The 20,009-nt window shown below is 41.6% G+C and carries 17 protein-coding genes; 4 read left to right on the top strand and 13 right to left on the bottom strand.

Going from position 1 to position 20,009, the window contains the following annotated elements; all coding sequences use genetic code 11:
• Positions 1–299, top strand: a 299-nt coding sequence (locus tag G458_RS0116825) for a transposase (protein ID WP_026952925.1), incomplete at its 5' end; no start/stop codon positions are given.
• 52 nt (positions 300–351) lie between these two features.
• On the opposite strand, the gene G458_RS0116820 is transcribed toward G458_RS0116825, so the two are convergent.
• From G458_RS0116820 to rocF, 6 genes are all read right to left on the bottom strand, one after another.
• Positions 352–705, bottom strand: coding sequence for a translation initiation factor (locus G458_RS0116820; RefSeq protein ID WP_026952924.1), 354 nt, complete (start codon positions 703–705; stop codon positions 352–354).
• A gap of 14 nt (positions 706–719) precedes the next feature.
• Positions 720–1,571 (bottom strand): universal stress protein, encoded by an 852-nt coding sequence (locus G458_RS0116815; RefSeq protein WP_026952923.1) that lies wholly within the window; start codon positions 1,569–1,571, stop codon positions 720–722.
• A gap of 71 nt (positions 1,572–1,642) precedes the next feature.
• On the bottom strand, positions 1,643–2,551 hold the full coding sequence (locus G458_RS0116810) for a 1,4-dihydroxy-2-naphthoate polyprenyltransferase (protein ID WP_026952922.1): 909 nt from the start codon (positions 2,549–2,551) through the stop codon (positions 1,643–1,645).
• A gap of 14 nt (positions 2,552–2,565) precedes the next feature.
• A complete protein-coding gene (locus tag G458_RS0116805) occupies positions 2,566–3,150 on the bottom strand; it encodes a glutathione peroxidase (protein ID WP_026952921.1) in 585 nt (194 codons plus the stop codon).
• A 2-nt stretch (positions 3,151–3,152) separates the two neighbouring features.
• Positions 3,153–4,943, bottom strand: coding sequence for an arginine--tRNA ligase (gene argS, locus G458_RS0116800; RefSeq protein WP_026952920.1), 1,791 nt, complete (start codon positions 4,941–4,943; stop codon positions 3,153–3,155).
• A gap of 114 nt (positions 4,944–5,057) precedes the next feature.
• Entirely contained in the window at positions 5,058–6,008 is a 951-nt protein-coding gene (gene rocF, locus G458_RS0116795) for an arginase (protein ID WP_026952919.1), read from the bottom strand.
• A 172-nt stretch (positions 6,009–6,180) separates the two neighbouring features.
• Here rocF and G458_RS0116785 point away from each other — a divergent pair, with 172 nt between their 5' ends.
• The gene (locus tag G458_RS0116785; RefSeq protein WP_026952918.1) at positions 6,181–6,624 is read left to right on the top strand and encodes a hypothetical protein; all 444 of its coding nucleotides are present in this window, start codon (positions 6,181–6,183) and stop codon (positions 6,622–6,624) included.
• 123 nt (positions 6,625–6,747) lie between these two features.
• Positions 6,748–8,136: an arginine decarboxylase gene (locus tag G458_RS0116780; protein ID WP_026952917.1), complete on the top strand. Its 1,389-nt coding sequence runs from the start codon at positions 6,748–6,750 to the stop codon at positions 8,134–8,136.
• Positions 8,137–8,193: 57 nt separating this feature from the next.
• Here G458_RS0116780 and G458_RS21100 read toward each other — a convergent pair whose 3' ends face one another.
• From G458_RS21100 to uxaC, 5 genes are all read right to left on the bottom strand, one after another.
• Complete coding sequence (locus tag G458_RS21100; protein WP_051287409.1) at positions 8,194–8,916, bottom strand: DUF5715 family protein; 723 nt, start codon at positions 8,914–8,916, stop codon at positions 8,194–8,196.
• 98 nt (positions 8,917–9,014) lie between these two features.
• Positions 9,015–9,950, bottom strand: coding sequence for a UDP-glucuronic acid decarboxylase family protein (locus G458_RS0116770; protein ID WP_026952916.1), 936 nt, complete (start codon positions 9,948–9,950; stop codon positions 9,015–9,017).
• A 238-nt stretch (positions 9,951–10,188) separates the two neighbouring features.
• On the bottom strand, positions 10,189–11,373 hold the full coding sequence (gene uxuA / locus G458_RS0116765) for a mannonate dehydratase (RefSeq protein WP_026952915.1): 1,185 nt from the start codon (positions 11,371–11,373) through the stop codon (positions 10,189–10,191).
• 88 nt (positions 11,374–11,461) lie between these two features.
• A complete protein-coding gene (locus G458_RS0116760; RefSeq protein ID WP_026952914.1) occupies positions 11,462–12,283 on the bottom strand; it encodes an SDR family oxidoreductase in 822 nt (273 codons plus the stop codon).
• A gap of 2 nt (positions 12,284–12,285) precedes the next feature.
• Positions 12,286–13,725: a glucuronate isomerase gene (gene uxaC, locus G458_RS0116755; RefSeq protein ID WP_026952913.1), complete on the bottom strand. Its 1,440-nt coding sequence runs from the start codon at positions 13,723–13,725 to the stop codon at positions 12,286–12,288.
• A 180-nt stretch (positions 13,726–13,905) separates the two neighbouring features.
• Between uxaC and G458_RS0116750 the strand changes: the two genes are divergently transcribed.
• Entirely contained in the window at positions 13,906–14,931 is a 1,026-nt protein-coding gene (locus G458_RS0116750) for a LacI family DNA-binding transcriptional regulator (protein WP_026952912.1), read from the top strand.
• A gap of 78 nt (positions 14,932–15,009) precedes the next feature.
• On the opposite strand, the gene G458_RS0116745 is transcribed toward G458_RS0116750, so the two are convergent.
• Together G458_RS0116745 and G458_RS0116740 are read right to left on the bottom strand one after the other, a co-directional pair.
• The gene (locus G458_RS0116745; RefSeq protein ID WP_026952911.1) at positions 15,010–16,683 is read right to left on the bottom strand and encodes a RagB/SusD family nutrient uptake outer membrane protein; all 1,674 of its coding nucleotides are present in this window, start codon (positions 16,681–16,683) and stop codon (positions 15,010–15,012) included.
• 18 nt (positions 16,684–16,701) lie between these two features.
• The gene (locus G458_RS0116740; protein WP_026952910.1) at positions 16,702–19,722 is read right to left on the bottom strand and encodes a SusC/RagA family TonB-linked outer membrane protein; all 3,021 of its coding nucleotides are present in this window, start codon (positions 19,720–19,722) and stop codon (positions 16,702–16,704) included.
• Between the last annotated feature and the right edge of the window lie 287 nt (positions 19,723–20,009).

Raw genomic sequence — 20,009 nt, 5'->3', positions numbered from 1 at the left:
AGAAATACGGCTATGCCATCAAAAGCTGGAGAGAAAACTGGGAAGAACTCACAGCTTTCCTGGACTTCCCACTGGAGATCAGAAAGATCATCTATACCACCAACATCATCGAAAACCTAAATGGAAAAATCAGAAAATACACCAAAAACAAGCTTTCCTACCCCACCGATGAAGCCGTCCTCAAATCGGTCTTCTTAGCAGTCATGGAGGCCACAAAAAAATGGACCATGCCCATCCGAGACTGGGGAATGATCCTAAACCAATTTATGATTATGTTTGAAAACCGTCTAAAACTCTAACTAACCCTAAAATCTATTTACACACTTTTCGGGATAGTGTCCCTATTGTTTTTTACCCTCCGGACTTTTTCGCGCCATATCCAGCCTGAAGAAGTACCTGGAGGACTTTGTCCCGATGTTCTCCTTGAATCAGAATTACACCGTCTTTTGTCGTTCCTCCCACGCCACATTTGTTCTTTAGGAGTTTTCCCAATTCTTTAAGGTCTTCTTCCTGACCTATAAATCCTTCCACCAAGGTCACTTGTTTACCGGCTCTGGCTTTTTTATCCAGAAGTACTTTCAGCTTTTGCTGAGAAGGAGGAAGGGTTTGTTCATTTTCCGATTCGGAATAATTGTAATCAAACTCATCGCTGGTGGAGAAAACAATGCCATCCCGCTTTTTCCAATCGTTACTTTTTCGGCTCATTCTATCTATTAATCCTATCTTTTATATGTCCACACCGGACGCTTGGAGTGATTTACTACGTCCTCAGCGATACTGCCAGTAATCAGGTGAATGAGGCCAGTACGTCCATGGGTGGTCATTGCAATAAGGTCTGCATCGATATCGTCTGCGAATTCCAAAATCCCAGACTCCTCCGAAAGCGAATTGTAAATCTCTGCTTTTATGTTTTCAAACTTATGTTTACTCACATAAGTCTTTATTCTGCTCATAGACTCTCGGGTGGTTTCGAAATTCCCTGGAGTATTTACGACCACAAAGTAAAATTCAGCATTGAAGAGTTTTTGCATCCGCTTGAATCTTTTTGCAACTTCTTCATCAGAATCCCTGAAGTCGGAGGCGAACACAATTTTCTTCATGTCCCGGACATCAGTCTCAGTTTTTATGGTAATCACCGGGCAATTTGCACTCCGTACTACTTTTTCGGTATTACTTCCTATGATCACTTCTTCCAAGCCTGTGGTTCCTTTCGATCCCATGATGATAAGATCCGGATTTTGATCATTGATTGTTTCAGATATTCCTTTGAAGACATTTCCGACTACTATTTTGGTTGAAAAACCAAAAGGGGAGTCCTTATACTGTTCCTCCAGTTTATTGAATTGATTTTTTCTTGTTTCGATCAATTCCATGAAGAAGACCTGATTTTCGAATGCAGGTACAGATTCCAGTCCGCCTCCCATGGTTCCCATTCCTGTTGTAACAGGTGTCTCAACTACATGGAGTAGGGATAACTCTACCTGAGGATAATTATTCGCCAGACTTGTCGCAAACTTCAAGGCATGGTTTGCGGTTTCTGAAAAGTCGTAAGGCACAAGGACTTTGATCATAGCTATAGGGGTTTGTTACTTACCAAATTAGCCAAATTGACCAAGGGAAAAAGGATTTTTGTCAGGTTTTGCTAAAAAATTAATCCGATTCCAAAAAGGATTACCCAAAGTAGGGTGCTTATTGCCATTTTTTTCAAATATGGATCCGTTTGTGCGGAAGATTTAGCATGCTGTACGCCAAAGCCAACTTTCATCATGATCGGCCAAGCTAAAGTTGCTAAAAGCGAAAGGTGATTGTCAGTGGAAAGGGCGAAGACTATTAAACTCAAATATCCAAAAGCTAACAATCCCCAATTGTACTTTACAGCCTTATTTCTTCCAATCCTCACTGGAATGGACTTTTTACCCGCCTTCACGTCAGACTCAATATCCCTGATATTATTTATGTTTAGGACGGCCGTACTAAATGCCCCTAAGGAAAATGCAATCCAAAGGGTGCTTAAGTCGAAAGAAAGGGTATGAAGGAAGAAAGTACCCAATACTCCCAAGAGACCGAAAAACAAAAAAACAGATAAATCTCCCAGTCCAGCATAGCCGTAAGGATTGTTTCCCGAGGTGTAGGTGATTGCCGCCCAAATTGCGGCCAACCCAAGCCCCAGGAATAACAGGAAAATCTTCAGATCCTGCACTGCAATGTAAATCAACAAGAGGCCGGAGATCAAAGATAAGAATCCCAAAAAGTACATGGCCTTTTTCATCTCCGAAAGGGAAATCAATCCAGATTGAACTGCCCGAACTGGGCCTTGTCTTTCCGCTGAGTCTGCACCATGGACCGTGTCTCCATAATCGTTGGAAAGATTGGATAAGATCTGGAGGAAAATGGTAGTCAGAGAGGCCAATAGGAGAATCTCCCAGCGAAAGGCATTTTTCCAAGCTGCCAGAAAGGACCCTGCGAAAATACTGGCCAATGCAAGGGGTAAAGTACGAAGCCTGACTGCGTGCAGCCAGGCTTCTTTTTTGGATGTAATTGTGTTTTTCAAGGGATCGGGACTTCTTAAGCTTCGATCAATTTTAAGATTTCTTCATCTAAAGGAGTCACAGAAGAAGGAAAAAACTTCAACAATTCGCCTTTTTCGTTGATGAAATATTTGCAGAAATTCCAGCTCGGCTCCTCATTGTTCCATCCATTTTGAGAGGCATCAGAAAGCCAACGATAAAGGGGATGTTTGTCAAATCCTTTGACAGAAATCTTCTGAAACATAGAGAAAGTCACGCCAAATTCAGCATCGCAAAATGCCTTGATCTCTTCATTGGAGCCGGGCTCTTGCCCACCAAAGTTATTGGCTGGGAAACCTAACACTACGACCTTGTCACCAAAGTTTTCATGCAATTCCTGAAGTTGTGCGTATTGCTTGGTGTATCCGCACTTGGAGGCGACATTGACGATCAGCAGTTTCTTTCCTTTGAAGCTGGAGAAGTCCACTTCTTTTCCTTCTATGTCAATCATTTTGAAGTTGTAAAAATTACTTTCCATGGTTTGATCGTATTTGGGGTGAAAATCTGCAAGATCACTTGGCCTTTCCAAGGTTTTTCCGCAGGCAAAAAGGATGATGGTGAAGATTAGTAGAAGTGTTTTCATGGTTACATTCGCTCTGGTACATTGATGCCCAATAAACTCATTCCTTTTTTGATTGTTTTGGCAGTCTGTGCCGAAAGGGCCACTCTGAATTTCTGAATTTCCGAATCTTTTTCGTGGAAAATAGGCAGTTCTGCGTAGAATCTGTTGTATTCTTTTGCCAATTCGAAAAGGTACTGGGCAATTACCGCAGGGGAATAATCTTCACCGGCAAGCTTTATTTTTCTTTCAAAGTCGTTTAAGATCTGAATCAGAGCTGTTTCGGATTCTGCTAATGTTTCGATTCCTGAAAACTTATTCTCCTGATAGCCAACTCCCAATTGATCGGCTTTTCTAAGAATCGCTGCAATTCTCGCGTGGGAATATTGCACAAAAGGTCCGGTATAGCCTTGGAACTCGATCGATTCCTGTGGGTTAAACAGCATCCTTTTTTTAGGATCTACTTTCAAGAGGAAGTATTTCAAGGCTCCCAAACCCAGAATCTCATAAAGCTCTTTTGCCTGCTCTTCAGAAAATCCTTCAATCTTCCCGAGTTCTTTGGTATGGTGTTCAGCCGTGTCGATCATTTCCTGCATCAGGTCATCTGCATCCACGACGGTGCCTTCTCGGGACTTCATTTTTCCAGTAGGAAGATCCACCATTCCATAGGAAAGATGATAAAGACCCGGACCATAGGGGCGACCTAATTTTCGCATGATCTTAAACAAGACATCAAAGTGATAATCCTGCTCATTTCCAACGACATATACGGATTTGTCTAAACCAAAATCTTTATATTTCAGATCGGCTGTCCCCATGTCCTGAGTGATGTAAACTGAAGTGCCGTCTCCACGAAGAACAAGCTTTTCATCCAAACCCTCATCGGTAAGGTCTACCCACACCGAGCCATTTTCTTTTTTGAAAAATACGCCCTTTGCCAAGCCTTCTTCCACAATATCCTTACCCAATAAATAGGTGTCAGACTCGTAATAAAACTTGTCAAAATCAACTCCCATTTTCTTGTAAGTGGCGTCAAATCCAGCATACACCCAGGAGTTCATTTTTTTCCAAAGTGAAACTACTTCTTCATCTCCGGCTTCCCATTTGCGAAGCATTTCCTGAGCTTCCAATAGGATGGGGGCGTTCTTTTTGGCTTCCTCTTCGGTTTGACCCGAAGCGACTAGTTCTTTGCTCTGCTTTTTGTATTCCTGATCAAAAAGAACGTAATATTTTCCAGCCAAATGATCTCCCTTTAGTCCTGAAGACTCCGGAGTTTCACCATTTCCAAAGTGATGGTAAGCTACCATGGATTTACAGATGTGGATGCCTCTGTCATTGACCAGATTGGACTTGATGACTTCGTAGCCATTGGCTTTGAGGATTTCTGCGACTGCATAGCCGAGGAAGTTATTTCTCAAATGCCCCAAATGCAGTGGCTTGTTGGTGTTGGGAGAGGAATACTCTACCATTACTTTTTGCCCATTAGCCGGCATTTGCCCAATGGAAGTATTGGAATAAAGCTTTTCAAAAAGATCAACCCAAACCCGCTCATTCAGGACCAAATTCAGGAATCCTTTCACCACATTGAAATCTACCACAACCGGGACATTGGCCTTGAGGTATTCGCCAATCAAATTTCCAGTGTTTTCAGGTGTGGTCTGGGAAACTTTCAAATACGGGAAGACCACAAAAGTGTAGGAGCCTTCAAACTCCTTTTTGGTAGGAGCCAAACTAATTTGCTCTAAAGGAAGATCGTGGTTGAAGATATTTTGAAAGGCCAGTTGAATGCCTTGAATGATGTTTTCCTGAATGTTCATGTTTTAAACCTCAAAGGTCACTAAGATGAAATGAGAGTTCGCAAAGGTATCCTCAAAATCTAAAAAAGACCTATTCTAACCTGAATTTAAAGACTTGAAACGCCAAACTTCTCACTAGAAATTTTCAACCAGTGATTTGGTAGTTGCCTCAAGAACCTCAAATGCGGCTTCTGCCATAGTATTCTCGGTATCCAGGGTTGGGTTTACCTCCACAATTTCCCAGCAACAAACTCGCTTGTCTTTGATCAATTCAGCATTGAGCTGGATAGCCTCTTCTACAGTCAGACCATCAGGAACAGGGGTGCCTGTTCCGACACTAATCGAGCTATCCATGCTGTCCACATCAAAAGAGATATAAATCTGGTCGCAATCTTTCAAGATTTCCAGAGCTTCCTGAGCGACTTTGGAAACTCCAAGATCTCGGACTTCAGAGGTTTTGAAATTCTTAATCCCATATTTCTGGATTAAATAATCTTCAGGCTTCTCGGTGTCTCTGACCGATATGAAAACAATGTCTTTTGGGTCAATTTTAGGAGATTCTCCACCGATATTTTTGATTTTTTCCCAATAAGCAATGGTTTCAGCTGCTGGATGATTTACCTGGCATTCTCTATTATCCAAATGGGCAGTCATGGCCAAAGGCATGCCATGCATATTGCCGGAAGGGGTTGTATATGGAGTATGAAGGTCTGCATGAGCATCTATCCAAATCACTCCTAGTCTTTTTTCAGGATGCGCTGCCTTGATTCCCATAATAGTTCCTGCGGCTGTGCTATGATCTCCAGCCAGAATGATGGGGAATTTCTTTTCCAACCGAAGGGATTCTACAGTGGAATACACATTCTTTAAAACTTGATAAACCCCGTCGATGTATTTTGCATGCGGGTGCTTGTTTCCTTTCCAAAGAAAGTTGTTGGCATCAGGGACATTGATAGGATCGAATCGCGTAAAAAAGTCCGATTTTTTATCCAAGCTGGCTATTTTCATAGCATCCACTCCCAGACTTGCTCCTCTTGTTCCTGCAGCAATTTCTGAACGGACTTCTATTAATTTGATCTTTCGCATAAATGGTGATGTTACTTCGGGCTAAATATTCTTTCCGCAAACCTACTCAAAAACGGCCATTTTTCATTTTCAAGAATTGATTCAAAATTAAAGTCTATAAAAAAGATAGGGTAAATAGGAAAATTGAAATTCATGCCTTACTTTTGAAAAAGTATTTCTAAACACTATCAGTATGAGCGCATTGGCACAAAGCATCGGTTCGGAATTGGATTCAAGTTCCTGGACCATTTCATCTTCCTCGGAATCTTTGGATTTCAGCATCAACAATCAGGAAATTATTAAGCTTTTTGTTCAACCCGTAGCCAATGTCATGCAGGGAATGTGCCGCCTTGAGACAGGATTCGAAAAGTTGCTGCCCTTGTTTAAAGGGTTGATAGCTATGGGAAAGCCTTCCACTTTGAGTTTGATATATGATGAAACCAATTCTCAGGTGTTTTTTACTTATGCTCCCGGAGAAAGTAGAACGGTTGAGAGGTTTTTTTCCCAAGTGGTCACCTTGCTGAAAAAAGAGGTGAGATTTAAGCAGATTCTAGAGAAAGTAATTCAAAACAACAGAAAGCATCAGGCGGAACAAGCTCTCCTTCAGGCATCCCTTCATCAGGTAATTTGGGATTAGGAATCGACAAGTAATAATAGAAAGGGACAGGTCCATTGAGGATTTGTCCCTTTTTCATTTGATATACCCCGATAAAAAAGCAATTTTTGCACCCTTAACCTTTGTAAAACAACTCCCCGGTAAATGAACAGATACATTGACCTGATTGAGCAGACCTTTGATTTTCCAACCAAAGAATTCCATGTCGAAGACAATAAGCTCTTCTTCAATGGGGTAAACTTGATGGAGATCATCGAGACTTATGGCACTCCCCTGAAGCTTACGTATTTGCCGAAGATTTCTGAAAATATTCAGAATGCTAAGCAATACTTTGCAAATGCTATTGCCAACCATAATTACCATGGGAGTTATACCTATTGCTATTGTACCAAGTCTTCCCATTTCAACTTTGTGTTGGAAGAGGCCCTGAAGAATGAAATTCATATCGAGACTTCTTCGACTTTCGATATTCCTTTGGTAAAAAGTCTTTATGAAAAAGGGAAAATCACCAAGGATACCTATATCATTTGCAATGGGTTTAAGCGGGAGAAGTACAAGCAGTATATCTCTGAATTATTGAATGATGGATTCAAGAATTGCGTGCCCATTTTGGACAATCTTACCGAGATTGATTACTACTTGGAGCATGTCAATGTACCCTTTCAGGTAGGAATCCGGATTGCAGCAGATGAGGAGCCAAAGTTTGGGTTTTATACCTCAAGACTTGGTGTGAGATACAATGATATCATCAGCTTATACGAGGAGAAAATCAAGGATAATCCAAAGGTTAGCCTGAAGATGCTCCATTTCTTCATTAACTCCGGAATCAGAGATACGGCCTATTATTGGTCTGAATTAACCCGCTTTATCCAAAAATATGTGGAATTGAAGCGTGTAGCTCCAAGCCTGGATTCCATGGATATTGGAGGAGGTTGGCCGATCAAGACCAATGTCTTTTTCGACTACGACTATCAATACATGGCTGACCAGATTGTGAAAAACATCAAATGGATGTGTGCTAAAAACAATACGGTGGAGCCGAATATTTTCACTGAGTTTGGAAGTTACACCGTAGGCGAGAGTGGGGCAGTCCTGTATTCTGTATTGGAAGAAAAGCTTCAAAATGACAAGGAGCTTTGGTACATGATCGATGGATCTTTTATCACCCAACTACCCGATAGCTGGGGCTTGAATCAGAAATACATCATGCTGGCTGTGAACAACTGGGATGAGGAATACCATAATATTTCTCTGGGCGGTCTAACTTGTGATAGCATGGATTATTATAACTCAGAAGCTCACCAGTTCAATATTTACCTGCCTAAAATTGAGGAGAGGAAAAAGCAATACATAGGTTTCTTCCATACAGGAGCCTACCAAGAATCCTTAGGAGGATATGGGGGTATTCAGCATTGCTTGATCCCTGCTCCAAAACATGTCCTGATTGATAGGGATGAAAATGGGGAAGTCAGACATTGGCTTTTTGCCAAGGATCAGACAGAAGAAAGTATGTTGAAAACTTTAGGATACTAAGCCAAAAAAGACCGCTGTGAGGCGGTCTTTTTTCTTTAGGTCAAACAGGTATAATTTCTAGCGAACCGTCACATGATAGCAGCTCTGGTTTCGCTCTTTGATCACGTAGATTTTATTGTTCTTTTGGAAATGGTTTAGGACAGTTTCCAGATTTTTCTGAGCTTTTAAATTGTAATCTCTGACTCCGTTGAATCGGATATAGGAAATATCAAAGGAAACGCCATATGAATGCGAGCTATTTCCAGAAGTGGCATTTCTGTTTCTTTTCTTAAGATTTTTTTGCTGATCCATAGTACGGGTTGCGGAAGAAATTGAGAAAAAATTCCCTTCTCCAGCCAATACTTCATACATCTGCCCGATTTCCTCCAAAACTTTTTTGGAATGTGGAGTGACATATGGGTGACTATGTGTCAAAGGTTCCAATTGATATCCGGGCCCTTTATTGATCTCTACCAGTTCTTTATCATAAAGGAGCTGATTTAACATCCACTCGTCTTCTATTATTCCCGGGCCATTTGACTCTGCAGCTTCCAAATGATCCTCATAGACATCCTTGGTCAAATTTCCCTTGTTGCGAGGCAAATCAATGATTTCCGGTAGATCCACCGAAATAGGGACCAGCAATCCTGCTGTTTCTTTCTCTTCTTCCTCTTTGAAGAAATTCAGATAGGATTCTTCCTCATGGTAATTGATATTCTTTGGAAAGAAAGAAAAGGCAAGTGATGCAAGCGAAAGTATAGTGAAAAAGGAAAGTGTTAAGAGCCGAATGCTTCTATCCATGATACATCAAAGTTCTTTGGGTGGGTAGATTAGGGTTGAGATTTTGGTTTGATAACTTTAAGTTTTAACTAAAAGACCGCTTAAAGGCGGTCTTTCTATTATTCCAAAATGGAGTCAAAATATGCGATGGTCTTTACCAATCCTTCTTTCAATGGCACTTTAGGCTCCCAGTTCAATTCCTTCTTTGCAAGTTCGATAACTGGTTTTCTTTGCAAAGGATCATCTTGAGGAAGTGGCAAGTATACCAGCTTACTTTTGCTGTTAGTTAACTCTATCACCAATTGTGCCAATTCTAGCATGGTGAATTCCCCCGGGTTGCCAATGTTCACTGGGCCAGTAAATCCATCCCTTGAATTCATTAGTTTGTACATCCCGTCAATATTGTCATCTACATAGCAGAAAGATCGGGTTTGCATTCCGTCTCCGTAGATGGTAATGTCTTGTCCTTTAAGGGCTTGTACAATGAAATTCGACACCACTCGACCGTCATTGGGATGCATCCTTGGACCGTAGGTATTGAAGATCCTCATGACTTTAATCCCAACTCGATGCTGTCTATGGTAATCGAAAAAGAGGGTTTCAGCGCATCTTTTACCTTCATCATAGCAGGCTCTTGGACCAAGAGTATTGACATTCCCCCGGTAGGACTCCGGCTGAGGATGAACCTCCGGATCTCCATAAATTTCTGAAGTGGAAGCCTGAAGTATTTTGATTTTTAGTCTTTTTGCCAGGCCCAGCATATTCATCGCACCGATCACAGAGGTTTTTGTGGTCTGCACAGGATCAAATTGATAATGAATGGGGGAGGCAGGACAAGCTAAATTGTAGATTTCGTCAACCTCCACGAACAGTGGATGAGTCACATCGTGTCGGAGAAGTTCGAAATTTTTATTGTCCAAGAGGTGATGGATGTTTCTTCGACTCCCTGTAAAAAAGTTGTCAACACACAGAACTTCATGGCCTTCTGCCAAAAGTTTATCACAAAGATGACTACCCAAAAAACCGGCGCCACCACTTACTAAAATTCTTTTCATTTATTTTTTTTAAAATGGGTCTTCAGTAAAGGCCAAAAATAAGGAAATGTGCTTGAATTCATAGATTAGATATTCAAATGGGAGATTTATCTGAAGCAAGGACAATTTATCTTGATTCGGGCCTTTTTGGGCTTGTAGAAAACAACGGAAAGGTTTCCGCTATTTCGTGGGGGATAAAAAAAATCCACTCTTGAGGTTCGAGTGGATTTTAATGTTTTGTTTAATTCATAGAGAAAAATCAGGAGCTTTTGCTTTTCATCCAAAGTAAAGCTTCCTCTACTCCTCGGATTTCTGCCAGTCCTTTAAGTCGGCCAATGGCGGTATAACCAGGATTGGCTGTTTTCTTATTCAAATCATCCAGCATCTGATGCCCGTGATCTGGTCGCATGGGAATGCTTTTCCCTCTTTTTTCCTGCCATCTTAGGATTTCGTCGATTACCTCTACCATTGGTACATTGCCTTCCAAATGGTTGTCTTCGTAGAAATTTCCTTCTGCATCTCTCTTGGTGCTTCGTAAATGAATAAAATGGATGCGATCACCGAATTCCTTGACCATTGCAGGAAGGTCATTATCAGCTCTCACTCCATAGGATCCAGTACAAAAGGTCAAACCATTGTGATGGCTAGGAGTCTCGGTTAAAATCCTTCTTGCGTCAGCGGCTGTGCTGACCACTCTAGGCAGTCCGTAAAGAGAAAATGGAGGATCATCCGGGTGAATACAAAGAAACACCCCTGCTTCTTCCGCAACAGGAGTAACAGCGTCTAAAAACAAGCGTAGGTGCTCTGCCAGTTTTTCGGCATTTATACCTTCATAGGTTTTGAGCATGGTCCTAAACTCATCTAAAGTATAGCCGATTTCAGAACCCGGAAGTCCCTTAAGGATATTGTCAATGATCAACTGCTTGGATTCTAAAGGCAAGGCATCGTAGTAGGCCTTTGTTTCTTCGATTTCTTTTGCTGAATATTCATTTTGAGCTTCAGGGCGTTGAAGAATGAAAAGATCAAATGCTGCAACCGCCTTTTTTTCATAAAGAAGGGCCTTTGCCCCATTCGGTAATTCGTATTCCAGGTTGGTTCGAGTCCAATCTAAAATGGGCATAAAATTGTAACATACGGTATGAATGCCTTCAGCACCAAGGTTACGAAGGGTCTCTTGGTAATTCTCGATGAGCTGAAGGTAGTTTTCAGTCCGGGTTTTGATTCGCTCATGAACCGGAACAGACTCAACCACAGACCAAGTTAGGCCAGCGGCCTCAATCATTTCTTTCCGGGCTTTAATTTCTTCTCTAGTCCAGATTTCTCCATTGGGTACATGGTGTAGGGCAGTTACAATACCCGTTGCACCAGACTGTCGAATGTCACGAAGGCTTACAGGATCTTTGGGGCCATACCAACGCATGGTTTGTTCCATTTTTATGCTCATGGAAATTGATTTTAATGGGTTTTCTTAAGGCTAATATTCATGGAGTTCTTACGAATACTTCTCCACTTTAAACTTATCATTTTAAACTTTAAACTCCAGAGTAAGCACTGAATCCACCATCGACAGCCACTATAGTGCCCGTGACGAAGGCAGAAGCATCGCTGCAAAGCCACTGAAGCGCTCCCAATAAGTCCTCAGGCTTGCCAAACCGGTTCATAGGAGTATGGGTAATGATCTGATTTCCTCTTTGGGTCAAGCTTCCATCTGCTTCCGTCAAAAGGGTTCTGTTTTGCTCGGTGAGGAAAAATCCAGGAGCAATAGCATTGACTCTGAATTCCGGTCCATGTTTCTGGGCCAATTCCACAGAAAGCCACTTGGTGAGATTATCAATAGCTGCTTTGGCAGAGGCATAACCCATGACACGGGTCATCGGTCTAGTGGCTGCCATGGAGCTGATATTCAGTATATTTCCTTTGCCTTGCTTTAGCATTAACGGAAGCAAGGCTTTGATTGGAAGGACAGTACCGAGGTAATTGAGATCCATTACTTTTCGCAGGGAGTCAGTATCCAGATCTAAGAAATTTTGATCTGGCCTCACCACGGCCCCTGGCATATTTCCTCCTGCAGAATTGATCAAGACATCGATACTTCCATGTTGGGATTCAATAAGCTGGGCAACTTTTTGAAGAGATACTTCATCGGTCACATCTGCGCTGTACCCTGTGGATTTTCCCCCCATAGCATGAATCTCACGAACCAGCTCTTCAACTTTCTCCGGAGTTCTGCCTAAAATCAATATTTCAGCTCCTGCCCCGGCTAGGTGTAGTGCCATCGTTTTTCCCAATACTCCGGTAGCCCCAGAAAAGGCTATTTTTTTTCCTTCAAGAGAAAATAGATCTGAAAATCCCATACTTATTTTTTGTAGTTAGAAGGAGAGAAGTCAAAGTAATTTTTGGCATTGTGATAACAAATATCACCAATGAGCTTGCCAAGCCATTTTTCATCCCATGGTAGCTCTCCGTTTTCTACATCTTTTCCAAATAGATTGCAGAGGATTCTTCGGAAGTATTCGTGTCTTGGAAAAGAAAGGAAACTTCTCGAATCAGTCAGCATTCCAATGAAGCAGGAGATCAAACCCATGTTGGACAGGGTGTTGATTTGTTTTTCCATTCCATCCTTTTGATCCAAATACCACCAACCGGAGCCAAATTGGATTTTCCCTTTGACCGACCCGTCATTGAAATTACCGATCATCGTAGCAAAAACTTCATTATCTCTCGGATTGAGATTATAGATTACCGTTTTGGCAAGTTGATCCTTGGAGTCAAGGTCATTGAAAAAAGAGGCCATTGCTCTGGCCTGACTGAAATCACCGATAGAGTCAAAACCAGTGTCTGGCCCTAAGGACCCAAGCATTCGTTCGTTGGTATTCCTCAATGCACCCAGGTGAAACTGCTGCACCCAGCCTTTAGCATGGTACATCTTGCAGAGTTTCTTGAGCACTTTATGTTTAAAATATTCTATTTCTTCATGATTGGGTTGATTTCCTCGGATTACCTTTTGAAGAATTCCATCGGCTGAAAGTTTGGAATTGTTGGAATACAAAAGATTTTCCAAACCATGATCAGAAAGTCTGCAACCTTTGGCATGGAAGAATTCCACTCGATTGGACAAGGCCTCTATCAAGCTGTCGAAAGAGTTGATCTCAAACCCCACGACCTCTCCCAATTTGGTCAGGTAGTCAAAATAGGCTGTTGGATTTTCAATGGCAAAAGATTTGTCAGGGCGGAAAGCAGGATATAAGCCCAATTCATGACCTTGGTCTAGGTAAGAAAGGTGATGCTCTAGGGTATCTGTGGGATCATCTGTAGAGCATACGACTTCTACATTCATGGTTTCCAGAAGTGCTCTGGCTCTAAAGCCATCCTCCTGAAGCATTTCTGTAGTTTTCAGATAGATGTCACCAGCATTTCCCTTGTTTAATTGGTCCTCGACTCCAAAATACCTTTTGAGCTCCATGTGACTCCAATGATACAGAGGGTTTCTCATGGTGTAGGGTAAGGTGTAAGCCCATTTTTCAAATTTTTCAGGATCACTGGCGCTTCCTGTGATATACCGCTCATTGACACCAAGGGTCCGCATCGCTCTCCATTTGTAATGATCTCCGGCTAGCCAGATTTTGGAGATGTTCTCAAATTTTCTGTTTTGAGCTATTTCCGCTGGAGGAAGGTGATTATGATAATCGATGATTGGAAGATGCTTGGCGTAGTCGTGATAGAGAATTTTGGCAAATTCATTTTGCAAAAGAAAATCCTCTGACAAGAAAGAATTTAAAGCTTGTGAGGTAATCATAGGAGGGATTTAAAGGCTTTGCTGGGTTTTATTGTCAGATTAAATTTATCCTTTAAGAGCGTGTTATCTAGAACTAAACTACGGAAACGATTGCATGTCTTATTTAAATGGAATTTTTTGTATAATTTGAATAACCTAAATTTTTTCTCCAATTTTTAGAATCATTAACCCAATTAGCCTATGAGTACCGGAGTGAATTTGAAAGAATTGGCCGCAGAGCTCAAACTTTCACCGTCCACAGTTTCCAGAGCCCTCAATGATAGCTATGAGATCAGCGAGGCGACTAAGAAGAAAGTCATCAGCATGGCTGAAAAGCTGAATTATCAGCCCAATCCTTTTGCCAGAAGCCTTCGGGAAAATAAGAGTAAAACCATTGCTGTAGTGATTCCCGAGCGTATGAGCAGTTTTTTTTCCAAAGTGGTTGATGGTATCGAGGAAATTACTCAGCAATTTGGATATCACCTGTTGGTCTACAGTACCCATGAGGATGTGGACCGTGAAAAAAAGATTGTCAATCTATTGATGAATGGGAGAGCTGATGCCATCATTATGTCCGTATCCAGCCAAACTAGTGATATTTCCCATTTGACCCGTCTCCATGAGCGTGGGTTTCCATTGGTGTTTTTCGACAGAATCTGTTCTGATATTCCTACTACGAAATTCATCACCAATGATTACGAGAGTGGGTTTGAAGGTACTAAACATCTGATCCAGCAGGGTTGCAGAAAGATTGCGTTTTTGATGCTCTCAAAGGAGCTTTCTATCACTAAAGATCGGTATAGAGGATATTTGGACGCGCTAAAGCAGGCGGGATTATCTCCGGAGCCGCAATTGAACATTACTTGCTGCCAGGATGAGGAGCAGAATATTGAGGCAATCAAGCAACTGCTTACCGGACCTAATCGACCAGATGGGATTTTATCATCTGTGGAAAAACTGGCATTGGCTACCTACCATGCCGTAAAAAGAACACATCTGAGAATTCCTGAGGATATTAAGATTATCAGCTTCTTTTCAAACTTAAGCATTGCCAGTTTGTTAAATCCATCACTGACGACCATTACTCAGCCGGCCTTTACTATTGGAGAGGAATGTGCGAAGCTTTTGATGAAAAAATTAACCAAACCTCGTCAGCCTGACCTTCCAAATCAGTTAATTACCATTCCGTCAAAAATTACAATCAGGTCTTCGACCATTGTGCTATAATTTGTTTTGGTTTTCTTAATTGAAAAAGGGCTCCGGAATTTCCGGAGCCCTTTTTTGTACGTTACCCTTATGAATTTTTTAATAGCCTGGATTTTGAGGGAATCCGGAAGGTCCTCCTTCAGCTCGATCAATCTGGTTTTGAGGAATTGGTCTCAAAACATGGAAGTCTTTGATGTTAGGAGCGGCTTGAGCATTATGTAGCTTCACTCGCTCAACTAAGACACCCCAACGCTTCAAGTCTAACCATCTAAACTGCTCGCCTGTCAATTCACGAGCACATTCTTCCATTAAGAAATCCATCGTCATTTGTGCTGGAAGGATTTCCATTGCACTAGCTTTCCCTGGAAAAGCGGCCCTTCTTCTTAGTACATTGATAGTAGCAGTGGCTTCAGTTACTTTGTTTTGCTTCAATTGTGCTTCCGCTAATCGAAGATAAGTCTCGCCTAATCGCATAGCAATAAAGTCCCGTCCACCTTCAAACTGAGTCAAATCTGCTCTTCCTGGATCCAAATGCTTTTTCAAGCCTGGAAACAACCTTTCGTCATATCTGCTTGGAACCAACACCTGATACTTTTTCTTTGCCCGTTCTGCCAAAGGCATTTCAAAACCTGGAATGTAGATGGCAGTATCCCCTTCAGCGAATGTTACTGTCGGCTTGGACAAATCAAAACTCGTATTGAAAGTTCCGGGTCTGTTGGAATAGTAAACATCGATAAAAGATGCCTTATATCGACTATCGTTTACTCTTTCCCCAAATACAGTATTCATTGCATAGGGGGTCAGTCTATACCTTTTGAAAGGACGTCCGTTTTGTGTATCTCTCCGCATTCCGGCCTGCACATCATATTCCATCAAGAAAAACACGTGAGAGTTATTTCCTCCACCATTGGTAAGCGGATCTCGGGTATATTGAATTGACCAGATTACTTCGTCATTTCTCTCATTTCCGAATTGATGAACTTGGCTATACTGAGGCATCAACGTAAATCCATAGGCCAGTACATTTTTGAAAAGAGCTTCAGCTTTGGCATAATCATCTGCTTGTTTGGCTTCGGAAGTCGCTTTGGTAAGATATACTTTACCCAAAAGATTCTGGGCCGCAGCACGTGTTGCTCTTCCGTATTGAGTAGAAACTTTTCCAGCTTCCAAATCAGGAATTGCTGATTCCAAGTCTGCAATAATTGCTGAATATACCGCTGAAACTGAGGCTCTACTTACCTTTTTGTTGGGAACAATATTTTCATTCAACTGTAAATCAATTGGTCCGAAAAGCTGAACCATGATAAAATAGTTGTGAGCCCTTACAAATTTTGCTTCTGCTATTCTTTGTTTTTTAACAGATTCAGTCATCCCGGTCACATTTGGTGCACGGTCAATGATGGCATTGCAGGTGTTGATTCCTCGATAAAATTCATCCCAAAGCTCTCTTACATGACCATTCTGCGAATCAAATTGGTTCGTGTAAGTATTCATGAATTTCCATGAACCATCTGCACCATTGGTATAGATGTCAGTCCCGAATTCAGTCATATTATGCCCTCTCTCGGTGCCGTACCATGCTCTTAAAGAAGTATAAGCTGCATTTACTGCATCATTAATACCATTAGCAGTATTCATGTAATTGCTTCCGATTTGAGAAATTACATCCTCTTGAAGTTGATCCTGACACGAAACTGCAAAGGAAAGGGAGAGGACTAAAGCCCCCGATCTAATCCAGGATTTTATATGATATTGTTTTTCTAATTTTTTCATAGCTCAATTACTTAGAGTTTAAAACTTTACGTTGATTCCAAAGGTATACTGAACCACTGGTGGGGTTACGTTGGCAGTAATTGCACCGGCCTCTACACCTTGCTCTCCATCGATAAAGGTCTCTGGGTCAATTCCTTTGTGAACTGAGCGGTATTCAGACCAGATGAAAGGATTTTGAATGCTACTGTATAATCTAAAGCTGCTTAATCCAAGTTTCTTCAAAGCGATATCATTGAAGGTATAGCCGAAGTTGATATTTCTGACTTTGACAAAACTGCCATCAAATAAATTCATGGAGCTGTTGTACTTAGGGAACTCCTGATTTTCATTTGGTCTTGGATAGGCATTAGTAGGATTAGTTGGGGTCCAATAATCTACATCCAGGTTGTTGTAGCGCCCAAACAGGTTATTGTTACTGGTGTGGAATAGTGATCGGATCATGGATCCCTGTCTGGTGAAAATGAAGAATGAAAAGTCAAATCCTTTGTATGAAATCCTATTTGTCATCCCCATGGAGAAATCAGGTACAGCAGACCCCAAGAATTGTCGGTCTAAGGAGTTGATTCTCCCATCGCCATTTAAGTCTTCTACTTTTATTTCTCCAGGCTTATCACCAAAGCTGGCTGCAAGATCTTTTTCTGATGTTTGCCAGATACCGATTTTCTTCAAATCGTAAAATACCGTTAGTGGTTTTCCGATAAATCTACCTGCTGCGATATCATCTCCATTGGGAAGAGAAACGATTTTCTCTCTGTTTCTGGTGAAAATGATATCAGTGGACCAAGTGAAGTCACCTTTTTCAATATTCAAAGTAGAAAGAGAAAGCTCTATTCCTCGGTTTTGGGTCTCTCCAATGTTGGTAGTAAACCCACCAAAACCGGTGGAGTTAGGTAAAGGTTGTGGCGCCAACAAATCTGAAGTATTGGTAACATAATATTCCAAACTACCCAAGATGCGGCCTTTGAAGAAAGAGAAATCAACCCCGGTATTAAATGTGGTGGAAGTTTCCCATCTCAAATCTGGATTCCCGATGGTATTGGGTCTATATCCAAAAGCAGCTGTATTTACATCCCAAGCATAGGAGGTTCTACCTAGTAATGCCTGTGTTTGGTAAGGGACAATTGCTTGGTTACCAATAGAGCCATAACTTACTCTTAACTTTAACTGGTCAACCTTAGTGGAGTTTTTCAAGAAGTTTTCTTGATGCATGTTCCATCCTACTGCCGCCGACGGGAAGTATCCAAATTTATTGTTCTCACCAAACCGCGAACTACCATCTGCTCGAACTGTACCGGTAATTAAGAATTTATCTTTGAAAGTGTAATTCACCCGGGCCATATAAGAAAGCAATGACCATTCAATAAGCTGAGTGTTTGCTCCCGTGATTTGAGATGCATCGCCCAACCTATGGTAAAGTTGGGATGGCGCAGGTATCCCTTGGACACTTAAGGTAGTCTGTTCAAAACGATCTTGTTGGAAAGACTGAAGTGCGGTAAGATTAAAATTATGAATAGACTTTAGGGTTTTGCTATAGGTCAAAATATTTTCTAAAGTGTAGTTGAAATTGAATCGATCATCTACACTACCTGTAGCAGGTCCTCCTCGTCTGGCATTAGTCTGAGAACCTGTAAAACGTCCACTTCTCCTGATATTCAAATCAGGTCCAAAAACAAGACGATAGGTAAGTCCTTTGGTGATTTCCCAGCTTCCATACAAGCTTGTAAATGCTCGGTATCTTTTAGTTTCGTCTAATTGGGCTCCTGGAACAATCTCAGCAAAGGGGTTAGTTCTTAAACCATCTGTTGTAGGAAGGAAAATCAAGTTTCCTTCGTCATCATAAGGTTTTCCCAAAGGGTTTTCAGCTAAGGCACCCCCCATTGGATTGAAGTTCTCCCCATTTCTCAAGCTGTATGTGAAGAGGGTTGAGGTACCGATCTTGATCTTTTTATTGATCTGATGATCCAAATTTACCCGGAAGGTGTATCGAGTAAAATCCTGGTTATAAATGATACCTACATCTTTAAAGTAATTTCCAGAAACAAAGAATGTAGTTTTCTCACTTCCCCCAGAAATACCAATTTGATGGTTTTGAATATTACCAGTTCTCAATAGTCCAGCAGGGTAATCCGTGCTTCTACCCAAGGCAATACTTTCCAATTCTACAGGCTCGAATATTTTTGCATCTGCTTCCGCTGTGGCTGGTCCTTCAGGGTATCTTCCGGTAGCTCTTCTGGACTCTCTTTTATATTCTGCAAATTCTTCTCCATTGAAAACGTCAATTCTCCCCAATTCCTCATTGAGCCCATAATAGGTGTCCAAAGAAACAACGGTTTTCCCCACATTGCCTCTTTTGGTAGTGATCAAAACTACACCATTGGAACCTCTGGAACCATAAATGGCAGTAGCAGATGCATCCTTCAATACTTCCATAGAGGTAATATCACTCGGATTAATGTCTTCCAGTCCACCAACTGTCGGAATTCCATCTATTACATAGAGAGGTTCATTGGAGGCATTAAATGATCTACGACCACGGATTCGCACTTGGGGAGCAGAACCAGGCTTGGAACCAGCCTGTGTTACGTCTACCCCTGCTGCGCGACCTTGGAGGGCCTGACGAGCATCGGTGATTGGCAATTCCTGGATTTCTTTATTGCCTACAGAAGAGATGGCTCCGGTTAACTGGCTCTTTTTCTGAGTACCGTAACCTACCACGACGACTTCTTCCAATTCAGAAAGGTCGGGACTGAGATTTACTTCGATTCTACTTCTGTTGCCGACACTTTCCTCTACGGTAGTATAACCAATAAAGGAAAAGACAAGGACTCCAGAATTAGGAGCAGAGATGGAATACTTTCCATCCAAATCGGTGGTGGTACCTCGGGTAGTGCCTTTGACCAAAATAGATACTCCCGGGATGGGAGTGCCAGTTTCATCATAGACCGTCCCGCTCACCTGCACATCCTGTGCCCATGCAAAGCCTGCACTGAACAACAGCATCAACACCACCGAGAGGTAAGTGTAAAATTTTGTACGCATAGTTATAGGGGTTATTGTTATAGATAGTTTAGGTTCCTCAGTTTTCCGAATTGGTTATAGGCGGAAAAAAAAGACTTAAATACTAGCTAAAAGGTAGATAGAAGGAGGGTGCTTATCAATCCCCCAAACGTTTGAATTACGGAATCGATTGCGAGCAATTATTATTTGGGTATGTCCCTTAATAGAAGACACTTATTTTGGAAAAAGCCAGGAAGTAATCTTTTTGTGATAAGTAAAAACAAAAAAATACCTGGGCTTGAAGCAAACCCAGGTGTTTAGAAAGTTAA

The sequence above is a fragment of the Algoriphagus mannitolivorans DSM 15301 genome (assembly GCF_000429425.1).
GTDB classification, from domain to species: Bacteria; Bacteroidota; Bacteroidia; order Cytophagales; family Cyclobacteriaceae; genus Algoriphagus; species Algoriphagus mannitolivorans.
This window is presented reverse-complemented; position numbering and strand designations above follow the sequence as displayed.